The organism is Variovorax sp. (assembly GCF_035634955.1).
Classification (GTDB): domain Bacteria; phylum Pseudomonadota; class Gammaproteobacteria; order Burkholderiales; family Burkholderiaceae_C; genus Variovorax.
Genome location: NZ_DASQBZ010000015.1, coordinates 273,739 through 288,828, shown reverse-complemented (window position 1 = coordinate 288,828; position 15,090 = coordinate 273,739). Strand labels below are relative to the sequence as shown.

Annotated in this window: 12 protein-coding genes; 8 read left to right on the top strand and 4 right to left on the bottom strand. The window is 68.4% G+C overall.

What is annotated here, in order from left to right:
- Positions 1-81: 81 nt before the first annotated feature.
- The 4 genes from secF to VES41_RS06240 all read right to left on the bottom strand — a co-directional run bounded on the left by secF (position 82) and on the right by VES41_RS06240 (position 7,097).
- Positions 82-1,035, bottom strand: coding sequence for a protein translocase subunit SecF (secF, locus tag VES41_RS06255; protein ID WP_324814369.1), 954 nt, complete (start codon positions 1,033-1,035; stop codon positions 82-84).
- A gap of 15 nt (positions 1,036-1,050) precedes the next feature.
- Positions 1,051-2,937, bottom strand: a complete 1,887-nt coding sequence (secD, locus tag VES41_RS06250; RefSeq protein ID WP_324814366.1) for a protein translocase subunit SecD — start codon at positions 2,935-2,937, stop codon at positions 1,051-1,053.
- Between the two features lie 72 nt (positions 2,938-3,009).
- Entirely contained in the window at positions 3,010-3,339 is a 330-nt protein-coding gene (yajC, locus tag VES41_RS06245; RefSeq protein ID WP_324814364.1) for a preprotein translocase subunit YajC, read from the bottom strand.
- Positions 3,340-3,494: 155 nt separating this feature from the next.
- Entirely contained in the window at positions 3,495-7,097 is a 3,603-nt protein-coding gene (locus VES41_RS06240; RefSeq protein WP_324814361.1) for an indolepyruvate ferredoxin oxidoreductase family protein, read from the bottom strand.
- Between the two features lie 172 nt (positions 7,098-7,269).
- Here VES41_RS06240 and VES41_RS06235 point away from each other — a divergent pair, with 172 nt between their 5' ends.
- From VES41_RS06235 to VES41_RS06200, 8 genes are all read left to right on the top strand, one after another.
- The gene (locus VES41_RS06235; RefSeq protein ID WP_324814358.1) at positions 7,270-7,773 is read left to right on the top strand and encodes an Lrp/AsnC family transcriptional regulator; all 504 of its coding nucleotides are present in this window, start codon (positions 7,270-7,272) and stop codon (positions 7,771-7,773) included.
- 25 nt (positions 7,774-7,798) lie between these two features.
- Positions 7,799-9,436: an MFS transporter gene (locus VES41_RS06230; protein WP_324814354.1), complete on the top strand. Its 1,638-nt coding sequence runs from the start codon at positions 7,799-7,801 to the stop codon at positions 9,434-9,436.
- A 128-nt stretch (positions 9,437-9,564) separates the two neighbouring features.
- Complete coding sequence (locus VES41_RS06225) at positions 9,565-10,410, top strand: STAS domain-containing protein (protein ID WP_324814351.1); 846 nt, start codon at positions 9,565-9,567, stop codon at positions 10,408-10,410.
- Positions 10,411-10,419: 9 nt separating this feature from the next.
- Positions 10,420-10,794 (top strand): STAS domain-containing protein, encoded by a 375-nt coding sequence (locus VES41_RS06220; protein ID WP_324814349.1) that lies wholly within the window; start codon positions 10,420-10,422, stop codon positions 10,792-10,794.
- Positions 10,784-11,188: an anti-sigma regulatory factor gene (locus VES41_RS06215; RefSeq protein WP_324814346.1), complete on the top strand. Its 405-nt coding sequence runs from the start codon at positions 10,784-10,786 to the stop codon at positions 11,186-11,188. Before VES41_RS06220 ends, VES41_RS06215 begins: the two co-directional genes overlap by 11 nt.
- The gene (locus VES41_RS06210; protein ID WP_324814344.1) at positions 11,179-12,204 is read left to right on the top strand and encodes an ATP-binding protein; all 1,026 of its coding nucleotides are present in this window, start codon (positions 11,179-11,181) and stop codon (positions 12,202-12,204) included. The genes VES41_RS06215 and VES41_RS06210 overlap by 10 nt, the downstream gene beginning before the upstream one ends.
- A complete protein-coding gene (locus tag VES41_RS06205) occupies positions 12,201-13,088 on the top strand; it encodes a HAMP domain-containing sensor histidine kinase (protein ID WP_324814341.1) in 888 nt (295 codons plus the stop codon). The genes VES41_RS06210 and VES41_RS06205 overlap by 4 nt, the downstream gene beginning before the upstream one ends.
- A 3-nt stretch (positions 13,089-13,091) precedes the next feature.
- Positions 13,092-15,086 (top strand): response regulator, encoded by a 1,995-nt coding sequence (locus VES41_RS06200; RefSeq protein WP_324814339.1) that lies wholly within the window; start codon positions 13,092-13,094, stop codon positions 15,084-15,086.
- The last annotated feature ends 4 nt before the right edge of the window (positions 15,087-15,090 follow it).

Genomic DNA, 15,090 nt, shown 5'->3' with positions numbered 1-15,090 from the left:
TGCCCTGCGCACGGCCTGCCGACAAGTCCTGATACATATTAGTGCCCTTGGAGCGTCGCGCGCCGTCCACGCGGGTTGACCTCAGACGACCGCGCCGGCGTTGGGATCGTCCGGGTCACCGTCCCGCTTTGCGGAATGCTTGATCAGGTCTTCACGCTTGACGCCAAGCCACATGGCGATGGCAGCGGCGACGAAGGCGGAGGAATAGATGCCGAAGCAGATGCCGATGGTCAGCGCCAGCGAGAAGTAGTGCAGGGTCGGGCCGCCGAAGAAGAACATCGACAGCACCACCAGCTGCGTGGATCCGTGCGTGATGATCGTGCGGCTGATGGTCGACGTGATGGCGTTGTCGATGATCTCGACCGTGCTCAGCTTCCGGTAGCGCCGGAAGTTCTCGCGGATCCGGTCGAAGATGACGACCGATTCGTTGACCGAATAGCCCAGCACCGCCAGCACCGCCGCCAGCACCGCCAGCGAGAACTCCCACTGGAAGAAGGCGAAGAAGCCCAGGATGATCACCACGTCATGCAGGTTCGCCAGCACGGTGGCCAGGGCGAACTTCCATTCGAAGCGGAACGCCAGGTAGATCATGATGCCCACCACCACCATGGCCAGCGCCTTCAGGCCGTTGGTGGTGAGCTCGTCGCCCACCTGCGGGCCGACGAACTCGTTGCGGCGCAGCTGCACCGACGGATCGACCGTCTTGAGGGCGTCGACCACCTTGGCGCTCTGCTCGGCGCTGCTCACGCCCTTTTGCGCCGGCAGGCGGATCAGCACGTCGCGCGAGGTGCCGAAGTTCTGCACCTGCACGTCGGCGAAGCCGAGCTTGCCGATGGCGTCGCGCACCTGGCCCAGGTCGGCCGGCTGCTCGTAGGCGACCTCCATCACGGTGCCGCCCGTGAACTCCACCGACAGGTGGAGCCCGCGCGAGAACAGGAAGAACACCGCCAGCAGGAAGGTGACGACGGACACGATGTTCAGCACCAGCGCGTGGCGCATGAACGGGATCGTGCGGTGGATGCGGAAGAATTCCATGGCTGCGGCTCCGTCCTATTTGCCCGAGGCGACCGCAGTCGTCGCGCTGGTGTCGGGGCGCCACACGGTACCGATCGACACGCTCTTGAGTTTCTTCTTGCGCCCGTACCAGAAGTTCACCAGGCCGCGCGAGAAGAACACGGCCGAGAACATGGAGGTAACGATGCCGATGCAGTGCACCACCGCGAAGCCGCGCACCGGGCCCGAGCCGAAGGCCAGCAACGCAATGCCGGCGATGAGGGTGGTGACGTTGGAGTCGAGGATGGTGCCCCAGGCGCGGTCATAGCCGGCGTGGATCGCCGCTTGCGGCGAGGCGCCGCCGCGCAGCTCCTCGCGCACGCGCTCGTTGATCAGCACGTTGGAGTCGATGGCCACGCCGATCGCCAGCGCCATGGCTGCGATGCCCGGCAGCGTGAGGGTGGCCTGCAGCAGCGAGAGGATCGCCACCAGCAGCAGCAGGTTCACTGCCAGCGCGATCGACGAGAACAGGCCGAACAGCGCGTAGTACACGCACATGAAGACCATGATCGCCGCGAAGCCGTAGGCGACGCTCTTGAAGCCCTTGGAAATGTTGTCGGCGCCCAGGCTGGGGCCGATGGTGCTTTCCTCGATGATCTCCATCGGCGCGGCCAGCGAGCCGGCGCGCAGCAGCAGCGCCAGGTCGTTGGCTTCCTGGATGCCCATGGCGCCCGAGATCTGGAAGCGGGTGCCGAGTTCGCCGCGGATGGTGGCCACCGAGATGGCCTCGCCCTTGCCCTTCTCGAACAGGATGATGGCCATCGGCTTGCCGATGTTCTCGCGACTGACGTCGCGCAGCACGCGGCCGCCCTTGGCGTCGAGCGTGAGCGAGACGTTGGGCTCCTGGTGCTGCTGGTCGAAGCCGGCCTGCGCGTCGGTGAGGTTCTCGCCGGTGGCCAGCACCTGCTTCTTGGCGATGACCGGTCGGCCCGAGCGGTCGAGGAACTTCTCGCCGCCGAACGGCACCGGGCCGGTGCCCTGGGTGGCCGCGCGCGCCTCGGCGCTGTCGTCGACCAGGCGCATCTCGAGCGTGGCGGTGCGGCCCAGGATGTCCTTGGCCTTGGCCGTGTCCTGCACGCCCGGCAGCTGGACGACGATGCGGTCCAGGCCCTGCTGCTGGATCACCGGCTCGGCCACGCCCAGCTCGTTGATGCGGTTGTGCAGCGTGGTGATGTTCTGCTTGAGCGCCTTGTCCTGCAGCTGGCGCTCGGCCTCTGGCTTGAAGCGGGCGGTGAGCTTGTATTCGCCGCCTTCCTGGGACGTCGTCGTCGCCAGGTCGGTGAACTGGTCCTGTACGATGCGCTGCGCCGCCTCCAGCCCCTGCGCGTCGCGGAAGCGCATGTCGATGGCTTGGCCGTCGCGATTGACCGAGCTGCCGCGGATGCTCTTGTCGCGAAGCGCCTGGCGCAGGTCGCCGGCGAAGGTCTCGGCCTTCTTCTCGATGGCGCCCTTCATGTCCACCTGCAGCATGAAATGGACGCCGCCGCGCAGGTCGAGGCCCAGGTACATGGGATAGGCGTGCAGAGCGGTCAGCCAGGACGGCGAGCGCGACACCAGATTGAGCGCCACCGTGTAGGAGGCGTCGGCCGGGTCCGGCACCAGCGCGCGCTGCAATGCGTCGCGCGCCTTGAGCTGGTCGTCGGTGGTGGCGAAGCGGGCGCGCACCGAGTTGCCGTCGAGCGTGAGCAGGTCGGGCTGGAGGGCTGCGCCCTTGAGCGCGGCTTCCACCCGCTGGCGCGTGGATTCGTCGACCTTGACGGTCGACTTGGCGCTCGAGACCTGCACCGCAGGGGCTTCGCCGAAGAAGTTGGGCAGGGCATAGATCAGCCCCAGGAGCAGCACGATCACGATGATCGTGTACTTCCAGACCGGGTATCGATTCATGATCGCGCTCGATTTGCGGACGGGCCGCCTGGCGAAGATACGGGCAGGCCGCGGCCTGCGCCGTATCGGGAGTTACTTGACGGTGCCCTTGGGCAGCACCTGGATGACGGCGCTGCGCTGCACCGTCACCTGCACGCCGCTGGCGATTTCCAGCGTCAGGTATTGGTCGCCCATTTCAGCGATCTTGCCGAGCACACCGCCGGCGGTCGCCACCTCGTCGCCCTTGGCGAGCGCGGCGAGCATGTTGCGCGTTTCCTTCTGTCGCTTCATCTGCGGACGGATCATGATGAAGTACAGCACCACGAACATCAGCAGCAGCGGCAGCATGCTGCCCAGCGAAGACATCATGTCGCCGCCGCCGGAGGGGGCAGCGGTCTGTGCGAAGGCGGTGGAAATGAACAAGGCAGGCTCCAGCGTCGGTCGGAAAAGATGGCGAATGCAGGGCAACAAGCGCGCCCCACGCAACCGACCATTGTATTGCGCCCCGCCCGATCCCCCGCGCCCGCCCTGGCCCACGCAGGGAAATCCAGGTCATCCGCCCCGCCACCGGCCGCACCTCAAGCCGCCCGCAGCGACTGCGGCTCGCGCCACTTCTGCATGAGCGACTGCCAGCGGGTGCGCGCGGCCGCCAGGTTCCGGTCCTTGACGTGCCCGTAGCCGCGGATCTGCTCGGGCAGGCTGGCGATCTCGACCGCCAGCGCATGGTTGCCGGCGTCCAGTCCGCGTAGCAACTCCTCGATGCTGGCGCGGTATTCCTGGATGAGTGCGCGCTCGGTGCGACGCTCCTCGTTGCGGCCGAACACGTCCAGCAGCCCGCCGCGCAGGCCCTTGAGCCGCGCCAGCCACCTGAAACCGGTCAGCATGCCGGGGCCGTACTTGCGCTTGACCAGTTCACCCTTGGCGTTGCGCTTGGCCGTCAGCGGCGGCGCCAGGTGGTAGTTGAGCTTGAAGTCCTTGCCCATCTCACCTTCGAACATGTCCGCCACCCGGGCCAGGAAGGCCGGGTCGGCATGCAGGCGGGCCACCTCGTATTCGTCCTTGTAGGCCATGAGCTTGAACAGGTAGCGCGCCACCGCCTCGGCCAGGCTGGTCTTGCCGGTGGCGGCCTGCTCGGCCTGGCGCACCCGCTCGACGAAGTCCCGGTACTGCCCGGCATAGGCCGAGTTCTGGTAGCCGGTGAGGAAGTCCACGCGCCGGTCCACCAGGGTCTTGAGCGTCTCGCGCTTGCGGAACTCGATCACCTGCCCGGGCGACACCAGGCGTTCGAGCGCGGCCAGGTCGTGCGCCGCGCGGCGGCCCCATTCGAAGGCGGCCTTGTTGTTGTCCACCGCCACCGCGTTGAGCTCGATGGCGCGCATGAGCGACTCGTGCGCCAGCGGCACCCACCCCTTCTGCCAGGCATAGCCCAGGATCATCGGGTTGACGTAGATGGCGTCGCCCATCAGCGCGGTGGCGAGATGGTCGGCGTCGAAATGGCCCAGCGCCGATTCGCCGACCGCGTGCGCCAGCTCGCTCGCGCACTGCTCCTGCGGATTGCTCCAGTTGGCGTTGCGCACGAAGGCCGCCGTCGGCGCGCCGTGGACGTTCAGCGCCACGTGGCTGCGTCCCTCGCGCAGGCGGGCCAGGGTCTCGGCATTGACCGAAACCAGGGGGTCGCAGGCCAGCAGCAGGTCGGCCGCGGCGGTGCCGACGCGCGTGGTGCGGATGTCGTCCTGCTGGTTGCCGATCAGCACGTGGCTCCAGGTGGCGCCGCCCTTTTGCGCCAGCCCGGCCGCGTCCTGGGTGACGATGCCCTTGCCCTCGATGTGGGCGGCCATGCCCAGCAGCTGGCCGATGGTGATGACGCCGGTGCCGCCGACGCCGGCCACCACGATGCCCCAGACCTGCTGGGCCGCCAGCGCCGGGAGCGTCGGCTCGGGTAGCGGCGCCAGGTCGGCCGGCGCCGCCACCTTGGCCTTGGCCTTCTTCTTGAGCTGGCCGCCTTCGACGGTGATGAAGCTGGGGCAGAAGCCCTTGAGGCAACTGGTGTCCTTGTTGCAGCTGCTCTGGTTGATGGTGCGCTTGCGGCCGAATTCGGTTTCGAGCGGCTCCACGCTCAGGCAATTGCTCTGCACGCTGCAGTCGCCGCAGCCCTCGCACACCGCCTCGTTGATGATCACCCGCAGCGCCGGGTCGACCATGGTGCCGCGCTTGCGGCGGCGGCGCTTCTCGGTGGCGCAGGTCTGGTCGTAGATGATGGCGGTGGTGCCGGCAATCTCGCGGAACTCGCGCTGCACGGCGTCCAGTTCGTCGCGGTGGCGCACGGCCACGTTGTCCCCGGGGATCCGTACGCCGGCGTATTTCTCCGGCTCGTCGGTCACCACGACGACCTTCTTCGCGCCCTCGGCATGCAGGCTCTCGGCGATCTGGATCACCGAATGGCCTTCGGGCCGCTCGCCCACCGGCTGGCCGCCGGTCATGGCGACCGCGTCGTTGTACAGGATCTTGTAGGTGATGTTCACCCCCGCGGCGATCGACTGGCGGATCGCCAGCAGGCCGCTGTGGAAGTAGGTGCCGTCGCCCAGGTTGGCGAACACGTGCTTCTCGTTCGAGAACGGCTGCTGGCCGACCCATGGCACGCCCTCCCCGCCCATCTGCGTGAAGCCGATGGTGGCGCGGTCCATCCAGGTCGCCATGAAGTGGCAGCCGATGCCGGCCATGGCGCGCGATCCCTCGGGCACCACGGTGCTGGTGTTGTGCGGGCAGCCGGAGCAGAACCAGGGCTGGCGCCCCTCGCTCACGCCGCCGAGCTGCAGCGTCTGCATGGACCGCTCCTTGGCGTCCAGGATGGCCATCTGCGACTCCACCCGCGCCGCCATGTCGCTGCCGGCCGCCGCCAGGATGCCGGTCTTCTTCAGGCGCTGCACGATCGCGCGTGCGATCAGGGCCGGGTTCAGGTCGGCATTGGCGCGCAGCAGGGTGTTGGCCGTCGGGTTCGGCATCGACCATTCGCCGCCGGAGAAGTCGCCCTCGACCTCGTTGAACTTGCCCAGCACGTTCGGGCGCACGTCGGCGCGCCAGTTGTAGAGCTCTTCCTTGAGCTGGTATTCGATGACCTGGCGCTTTTCCTCGATGACCAGGATTTCCTGCAGGCCGGTGGCGAAGTCGCGGGTGAGCTGCGCCTCCAGCGGCCACACCACCGCCACCTTGTGCACCCGGATGCCCAGCTGGCGGCAGGCGGCGTCGTCCAGGCCCAGGTCCAGCAGCGCCTGGCGGGTGTCGTTGTAGGCCTTGCCGCTGGCCATCAGGCCCAGCCGGTCGTTCGGGCCCTCGATCACGTTGTGGTTGAGGCGGTTGGCACGCACATAGGCCAGCGCCGCGTACCACTTGTAGTGCATCAGCCGCGCCTCCTGCTCCAGCGCGTGGTCGGGCCAGCGGATATGCAGCCCGCCCTCGGGCATCTGGAAGTCGGTCGGCAGGACGATCTCCACGCGCTCGGGGTCGATCATCGCGGTGGCGCTCGACTCGACGATCTCCTGGATCGTCTTCATGCCCGACCAGAGGCCGGCGAAACGGCTCATGGCGAAGGCATGGATGCCCAGGTCGAGTATTTCCTGCACGTTGGCCGGGAAGAACACCGGGGTGCCGCACGCCTTGAAGATGTGGTCGCTCTGGTGAGCAGCCGTCGAACTCTTGGAAATATGGTCGTCGCCGGCCACCGCGATCACGCCGCCCCAGGGGGTGGTGCCGGCCATGTTGGCGTGCTTGAAGACGTCCGAGCAGCGGTCCACGCCCGGCCCCTTGCCATACCAGATGCCGAACACGCCGTCGAACCTGTTCGAGCCCGCCGGCGCGAAGCCCATCATCTGCGTGCCCCACAGCGCGGTGGCCGCCAGTTCCTCGTTCACGCCGGGCTGGAACACGATGTTCTGGCCCTTGAGGAACTTGGACGCCTTCCACAGCGCCTGGTCGTAGCCGCCGAGCGGCGAGCCGCGGTAGCCGCTGATGAAGCCGGCGGTGTTCTTGCCGGCCAGGCCGTCGCGCGCCCGCTGAAGCATGGGCAGCTTGACCAGCGCCTGCACCCCGCTCATGAAGGCCCGGCCGTAGTCCAGGGAGTATTTGTCGTCGAGCGTGACGGTTTCCAGCGCCTTGCGGATGTGCTCGGGCAGGGGTGCATTCATCGTGCGGTCTCCATTGGCTTGCCTCGTGGGCAGGGTGTTCGTTGAACGTTTCCTGGTCGGAAACGTTTGCCATGTTCTACGCAAAGTGTATGCCTGCACCGAAGATAGATGTTTGCGTTCTCTGTCGAGAAAAGCGATCATTGAGAAAGATTCTTTCTCGAAATGCCACATCTTGGAAAGCCTTGACAAGTTCGACTTGGCCATCCTGCAAGAACTTCAGGCCGACGCGCGCCTGACCAATGCCGAGCTGGCGCAGCGCGTGGGCCTGTCCGCGGCACCGTGCTGGCGCCGCGTGAGGGCGCTGGAGTCGCAGGGTTTCATCAAGGGCTACCACGCCGAGATCGACCGCCAGAAGATCGGGCTGGGCGTGTTGGCCTTCGTGCGGGTGGACGCCGAGCGGGTCAACCTGGAGGCCACGCGCCGGCTGGAAGAGGCCATCCGGCAACTGCCCGAAGTGGTGGCCTGCCACTACATCAGCGGCACCGGCACCTTCGAGCTGCAGGTGGTCGCACCCGACCTGGACAGCTTCTCGCGCTTCGCCCAGCACCACCTCATGAACCTGGCCAACGTCAAGGACCTGCACACCAGTTTCTCGCTGGGCGAGGTCAAGTCGAGCCGGGCGCTGCCCCTGGGCCACCTGCGCCCGGTCGCCGAGCGCCGGCCGGAGCGGCGCTGAGAAGCAACGCACAATCGACGGCCTGATGCCGCCCATTACCGCCGAAGACGCCAGCACCGGCCAGGCCGCCCCTCCCGCACGCAAGCCGGCGCCCCGCGTGGGCGCGCTCGAACCGCTGCGCCTGCCGGTGTTCCGGATGTTGTGGACGACCTGGCTGATGGCCAACGTCTGCATGTGGATGAACGACGTGGCGGCCGCCTGGCTGATGACCACGCTCGACCCCTCGCCGCTGTGGGTGGCGCTGGTGCAGTCGGCTTCCACCCTGCCGGTGTTCCTGCTGGGGCTGCCCAGCGGCGCCCTGGCCGACATGCTCGACCGCCGGCGCTGGCTGATGGCCACGCAGTTCTGGCTGGCCGGCACCGCTGTCGTTCTGTGCGCGGTGATCGCCCTGGGCCTGATCAACGCGCCGCTGCTGCTGGCGCTGACCTTCGCCAACGGCATCGGGCTTGCGCTGCGCTGGCCGGTTTTCTCGGCGATCGTGCCGGAACTGGTGCCGCGCACGCACCTGCCGGCGGCACTGGGCCTGAACGGGATCGCGATGAACGCGTCGCGCATCGTCGGGCCGCTGCTGGCCGGCTTTCTCATTGCCAGCGCCGGCAGCGTCTGGGTGTTCGCGCTCAACGCCGTGCTGTCGGTGGTGTCCGGCTTCGTGGTGATGCGCTGGCGGCGCGAGCACCGGCCCAACCCGCTGGGCCGCGAGCGGCTCGTCAGCGCCATGCGCGTGGGCGTCCAGTTCGTGCGCCAGTCGCCGCGCATGCGGGCGGTGCTGCTGCGCATCTCGCTGTTCTTCTTCCACTCCACCGCCCTGCTGGCCCTGCTGCCACTGCTCGCACGCGGGCTCGAGGGCGGCGACGCCGGCACCTTCACCCTGCTGCTGGCGGCCATGGGCAGCGGTGCCATCTTCGCCGTGCTGCTGCTGCCGCGCCTGCGCCAGGGCCTGGCGCGCGACCAGCTGGTGACCTGGGGCGCGGTGGCGCAGGCCGGCGCCACGGCCGTGATGGCGGTGGCGCCCAACGCCTGGATCGCCGTGCCGGCCATGTTCATCGGTGGCATGGCGTGGATCACCACCGCCAACTCGCTGTCGGTCTCGGCCCAGCTGGCCTTGCCCGACTGGGTGCGCGCGCGCGGCATGGCCACCTACCAGATGGCGATCATGGGTGCCAGCGCGATCGGCGCCGCACTGTGGGGCCAGATCGCCACCGTGACCGACCTGCGCACGGCGCTGCTCATCGCGGCGTCCAGCGGCGTGGCCTCGATGCTGGTGGCGGTGCGCGCGGTGCGCGACCGCCCCGAGGAAGACGACGTCAGCCCGGCGCGGGAAGGCTGGGCCACCCATCCGCCAGGGCGCAAGCCCGACGAGAACGGCCGCGTGGTCATCCAGATCGACTACCGGATCGACGCTGCACGCGCGGATGCCTTCCGCCGTGTGATGGAAGAGACCCGCCGGGTGCGGCTGAGCCAGGGCGCCATCGAGTGGGCGCTGTGGCACGACATCCAGGACCCCGGCCACTTCGTCGAGCACATCGTCGACGAGTCCTGGACCGAGCACCTGCGGCGCTTCCACCGCGCCACCGCCGCCGACATCGCCCTGCGCGAGCGCCGGCTGGCCTTCCACGTGGGCGACGGGGCGCCGACGGTCACGCGGTACGTGCAGCCCCGCTAGCCGGGCGGCCCCTCTGTAGGCGGCCACGCCACGGTTTCTTGTAGGCGGACACGCCGTCGCGCGGCGCAGGCTGCAAACGCCCGAGCTTTTTTAGGACACTCTTCGCTCCCACAATACCGGAGCGGCGGATGAAAGAAGCAAACCAGGCCATCCTGGACGCCTTGAGCGCGGACGAATCTCAACTCATCGAAGGATGGCAAGGCGCCTTGCCCGCCGGCGCCCAGATCGCCAGTCAGTCGAGCCGGGCCGAGGCCCGGCAATTGCTCGAAGGCCTGCGCGACGGGCTGCGCGCCGGCGGAGCGCCGGATGCCCTGGACGCGCCCGCCTGGAGCAGCCTGCGCGAGGGCCTGGCCGGCTTTTCGCGCTCCCGTGCCGCCAAGGGCGAGACAGCCGGCGAAACCAGCCTGTTCGTCCTCGCACTGAAAAAGCCCCTGTTCGACGCCCTGCAGGCGCGTTTTGGCAGCGACCCCGCCGCCCTGGCCGGCACCCTGTGGTCGGTAACCACGCTGATCGACAGGGTGGCGCAGCACACCGTGACGACCTTCCAGCAATCGCGCGAGGAAATCATCCGGCGCCAGCAGGAGGAGTTGCTGGAGCTGTCCACCCCTGTCGTCAAGCTGTGGGAAGGCGTGCTGGCCGTGCCGATGATCGGCGTGCTGGACAGCAGCCGGACCCAGCTGGTCATGGAAAGCCTGCTGCAGAGCATCGTCGAGACCGGTTCGGGCCTGGCCATCATCGACATCACCGGCGTGCCGACGGTCGATACGCTCGTGGCGCAGCACCTGCTCAAGACCGTGACGGCGATCCGCCTGATGGGCGCCGACTGCATCATCAGCGGCATCCGCCCGCAGATCGCCCAGACCATCGTGCACCTGGGCATCGACCTGCAGGGCATCACCACCAAGGCGTCGCTGGCCGACGCGCTCGCGGTGGCGCTGCAGCGCACCGGCTGGCGCGTCTCGCGCGCGGCCTGAGGGGCCCGCATGGAACGCATTCCCATCCTGCGCATGGGCCCGACGCTGCTGGTCACCATACAGGTGGACATGCAGGACCAGACCGCCATGACGCTGCAGGAGGACCTGGCGGCCAAGATCGCGGACACCGGCGCCAACGGCGTGATGATCGACATCTCCGCCCTGGAGATCGTCGATTCGTTCGTCGGACGCATGCTCAGCAGCATCTCCGGCATCGCACGCATCCTGTCGGCCGACACGGTTGTCGTCGGCATGCAGCCGGCGGTGGCGATCACGCTGGTCGAGCTGGGCCTTTCGCTGACCGGCGTACGCACGGCGCTCAACGTCGAGCGCGGCATGCAGCTGCTCGACCGGATCCGCCAGGAGAACGCACTTGAACCCTGACCTTGCCGGAAGTTGCCCGATCGCTTCCGAACAGGACATCGTGGCCGCGCGCCAGCGCGTGCGGCTGCTGTGCCAGGCGCTCAAGTTCTCGCTGGTCGAGCAGACGAAGATGGTGACCGCCGCCAGCGAGCTGTCACGCAACACCCTCGTGCACGGCCACGGCGGTCACATGCGCTGGTGCGTCCGCGAAGACGGTGCGCGGCGCGGCCTGCAGCTGCATTTCGAGGACGAGGGCCCGGGCATCGCCGACCTGCGGCTGGCCTTGTCGGACGGCTGGACCAGCGGCAACGGCATGGGCCTGGGCCTGCCGGGCAGCAAGCGGCTGGTCAATGAATTCGACATCGAGTCTGCCCCCGGCCGCGGCACGCGGGTCAGCATCACCAAATGGAAGTGATCCGCGGCTGGACCCACCGGGCGTTCGCCTGCGAGGAGGCGAGTGGGACCGGACAGGCGCGCCGTCATTGCGCCGAGCTGGCGCGGGCCTTCGGCTGGGACGACGTTCAGGCCGGGCGACTGGCCATCGTCGCAACCGAGCTCGGCGCAAACCTGGCCCGGCATGCCCGACAGGGGCGCCTGCTGGTCGCGGCCCGGCCGCACGACCGCAGCGTCGAGATCGTCAGCATCGACGAGGGGCCCGGCATCGCCGACCTGGCCCAGTCGCTGCGCGACGGGTTCTCGACCGGCGGCACCCCGGGCACCGGCCTGGGCGCGGTACGTCGGTTGGCCAACGAATTCGACATTCACTCGTCGTGCCCGGACGGCACGGTCTGCGTCGTACGCGTCGGGCCGGATCCGGCGCAGCCGGGCACGCGGTCGCGAGCCGGTGAACTGCAGTTCGGCGCGGTGTGCCTGCCAGCGCCGGGCGAGACCGAATGCGGCGACGGCTGGTCGCTGGTCATGCAGGGCGCGCGCGCACGCGTGCTGGTTGCCGACGGACTGGGCCACGGCCCCGAAGCGGCCAAGGCTTCTGGCGCGGCCTGCGCCACGTTCGAATCCTCGCCCTGGGAGCCGCTGGCCAACCAGATGGCCCTGATCCACGCTGAACTCAAGACCACGCGCGGTGCCGCCGTCTGCCTGGCCGAGCTCGACGGCCAGGCCGATTCGCTCCGATACACCGGCGCCGGCAACATCGTCGGACGCATGCTTTCCGGCATCTGCGACAAGTCGCTGCTGACGCAGCACGGGACCGCCGGCCTGCAGATCCGGCGTCCGGAGGAAACCACGGCCGAGTGGGCCCAGCACGGCCTGATCGTGCTGCACAGCGATGGCATCGAGACACGATGGGACGGCGCGAAACTGTTGCCATTGCTCGGCCGCGACCCTACGCTGGTGGCGGCGCTGCTCGTGCGCCAGCACAGCCGCCACCGCGACGATGCGACGGTGGTCGTGCTGCGACGGAGAGACGAATGAACCAGGCTAACGAACCGGACCCGGCCGTCGCCGGTCAAGCCGAGGCCCTCGCGGCATCGAACCGAGAACTGGCAGCGCTGCGCGCCGAACTGGAGGAAACCAACCGTGGCGTGGTGGCGCTGTATGCCGAGCTCGACGCCCAGGCAGAACAGTTGCGCAACGCGACCGAGCTCAAGAGCCGCTTCCTTTCGTACATGAGCCACGAGTTCCGGGCGCCCGTGAGTGCCATCCGGAGCATCGCGCGGCTGCTGCAGGACCGTGTCGACGGCCCGCTGACCAGCGAGCAGGAACGACAGGTGCAGTTCATCCAGACCACTGCCGCCGAATTCGCCGAAATGATCGACGACCTGCTCGATCTGGCAAAGATCGAAGCCGGCAGGGTCGAGATCTCGCCGGCCTGGTTCGAGATGGTCGACCTGTTTTCCGCGTTGCGCGGCATGTTCCGCCCGATGCTGACCAACCCGGACCTGACGCTGGTGTTCGAGGAACCCGTCGGCCTGCCCCGGCTCTATACCGACGACCGCAAGCTGTCGCAGATTCTTCGCAACTTCATCTCGAACGCACTCAAGTTCACGACGCACGGCGAAGTGCGCATCTGCGCCAGGGCCGAGCCCGACGACCATGTGCGCTTTACCGTGGCGGATACCGGCATCGGCATCGCGCCCCAGCATCACGCTGCGGTGTTCGACGACTTCGCCCAGGTCGATTCGCCCGTGCAGAAGCGCCTGCGCGGCACCGGTCTGGGCCTGTCGCTCAGCCGCCAGCTCGCCACGCTGCTGGGCGGCAAGGTCATGGTCGAAAGCGAACTCGGCGAAGGATCGCGCTTTTCGGTCGTGATTCCCGTCCAGCTGCCCGACGCACCGCCGGCGGCCACTGCGAGTTGAAGCATGCAGCCCGCTCGCGTCATCAACACGACCATCGATCGATCCCGCCACACCGTCCTGGTGGTGGACGACGACCCGGCCACCCGCTATTCCACCGCCCGGGTGCTGCGCGCGGCGGACTTCCGGACGGAGGAAGCATCCACCGGGGAACAGGCACTGGCCCTGGCGAGCGAGGGCAATGTTTCGGCGATCGTGCTGGATGTGCATCTGCCGGACATCGACGGCTTCGAGGTCTGCCATCGCCTGCGCATGCAGCCGGCCACGGCCCGGCTGCCGGTGATCCACCTGTCTGCGGCCTACGTCCAGGACGCCGACAAGGTCACGGGCCTGAATGCCGGCGCCGATGCGTACCTGGTGCACCCGGCGGAGCCCGCGATGCTCGTCGCCACATTGCAGGCGCTGGTGCGCGCCCGCATGGCCGAAGACCTGCTTCGCCGCAGCGAACTTCGCTTTCGCGCAATCTACAACCAGGCGCCCAGCGGCATGGCGCTGGTGGACGCGCAAGGGCGGTTCGCCGACGTCAACCCGGCGCTCGAGCGCATGCTCGGCCGTCCGGCTGCCGAACTGGTCGGCCGGGCGGTGGCCGACTTCGCCCCGCCCGCGTGGGCCGACATCGTTGCCGACAAGATGCGCTCGACGCACGATGACGAACCGTCCTGGGAAGCGGCGTTTCCGTTGAATGGCGCCGACGGCACGCAGCGGCACCTGGAATGGAGCATGTCCAACCATGTCGAGCCCGGGCTGCGCGTCGGCGTGGCGGTGGATGTCTCGGAGCGGCGCGAACTGGAACTGCGACGCCAGGAAGTCCTCGAGCGCGAGCAGGCTGCGCGCGCGACGGCCGAACGCCAGAGCCGGACCAAGGACGATTTCGTCGCCGTGCTGTCGCACGAGTTGCGCACGCCGCTCAACGCGATCGCGGGCTGGGTGCACCTGCTGCAAAAGCACGGCGCCAGCCCCCAACACGTGACCAAGGCACTGGCCGCCATCGACCGCAGCGTCAAGGCCCAGACCCAGATCATCAGCGACATCCTCGACGTCTCGCGCGTCAACGCCGGAAAGCTGCGCCTGTATCCGGAGTCGATCGACCCGAAGGCGCTGGTCGAATCGGCGGTCGAGGCGCTCGAGGAGCCGATCCGCGCCAAAGGGATCGTGCTGCGGATCGAAAGCGAAGGCGACTCGGTGGGCAACGTCTGGCTCGATCCGACGCGCTTCCAGCAGATCGTGTGGAACCTGCTGACCAATGCCGTCAAGTTCTCGCACGCCGGTGGCGAAGTGAAGGTGGGCCTGCACCGCAGCGGCGACCAGCTCCGGCTGACGGTGCAGGACCACGGGAAGGGCATTTCAGCCGATTTCATGGCGCACCTGTTCGATCGATTCGCGCAAAGCGATGCGCCGGGCAACCGTGTGCATGGCGGCCTGGGGCTGGGCCTGTCGATCGTGCGGCACCTGACGGAGCTGCACGGCGGGTCGGTCAGCGCAAGCAGTCCGGGGCCGGACCAGGGCGCCACGCTGGAGGTGCTGCTGCCCGCGGTTGGGCGGCCGCCGGCAGGCCTCCCGGCGATCGACACGGACCAGACACGCGAGGCGACAAGCGACGCGCCACTGGCCGGCAAGACGGTGCTGGTGGTCGAGGACAACCAGGACGCGGCGGAACTGGTGCAGGTGGTGCTGCAGGACGCCGGCGCCGTGGTCATGCTGGCGACGGATTTCGGCTCGGCACTGCAGACGCTCGAAAAGAAGTGGCCGGATATCCTGGTGAGCGACATCGGGCTGCCGGGCAACGACGGCTACCAGCTGGTGCGCGAAGTGCGCAGGATCGGGCAGGCGCAACAACAACCCCGACTGTATGCGGTGGCGCTGACGGCCTTCGCGCGCGCCCAGGATCGCAAGCGCGCGCTCGAGGCGGGCTTCGACAACCACGTGGCCAAGCCGCTGCAGGCGCATGCGCTGATCAAGGCCATCACCGAACAGTCGCGCCCCTCGGTCCGGCGGGGGTGAGCCG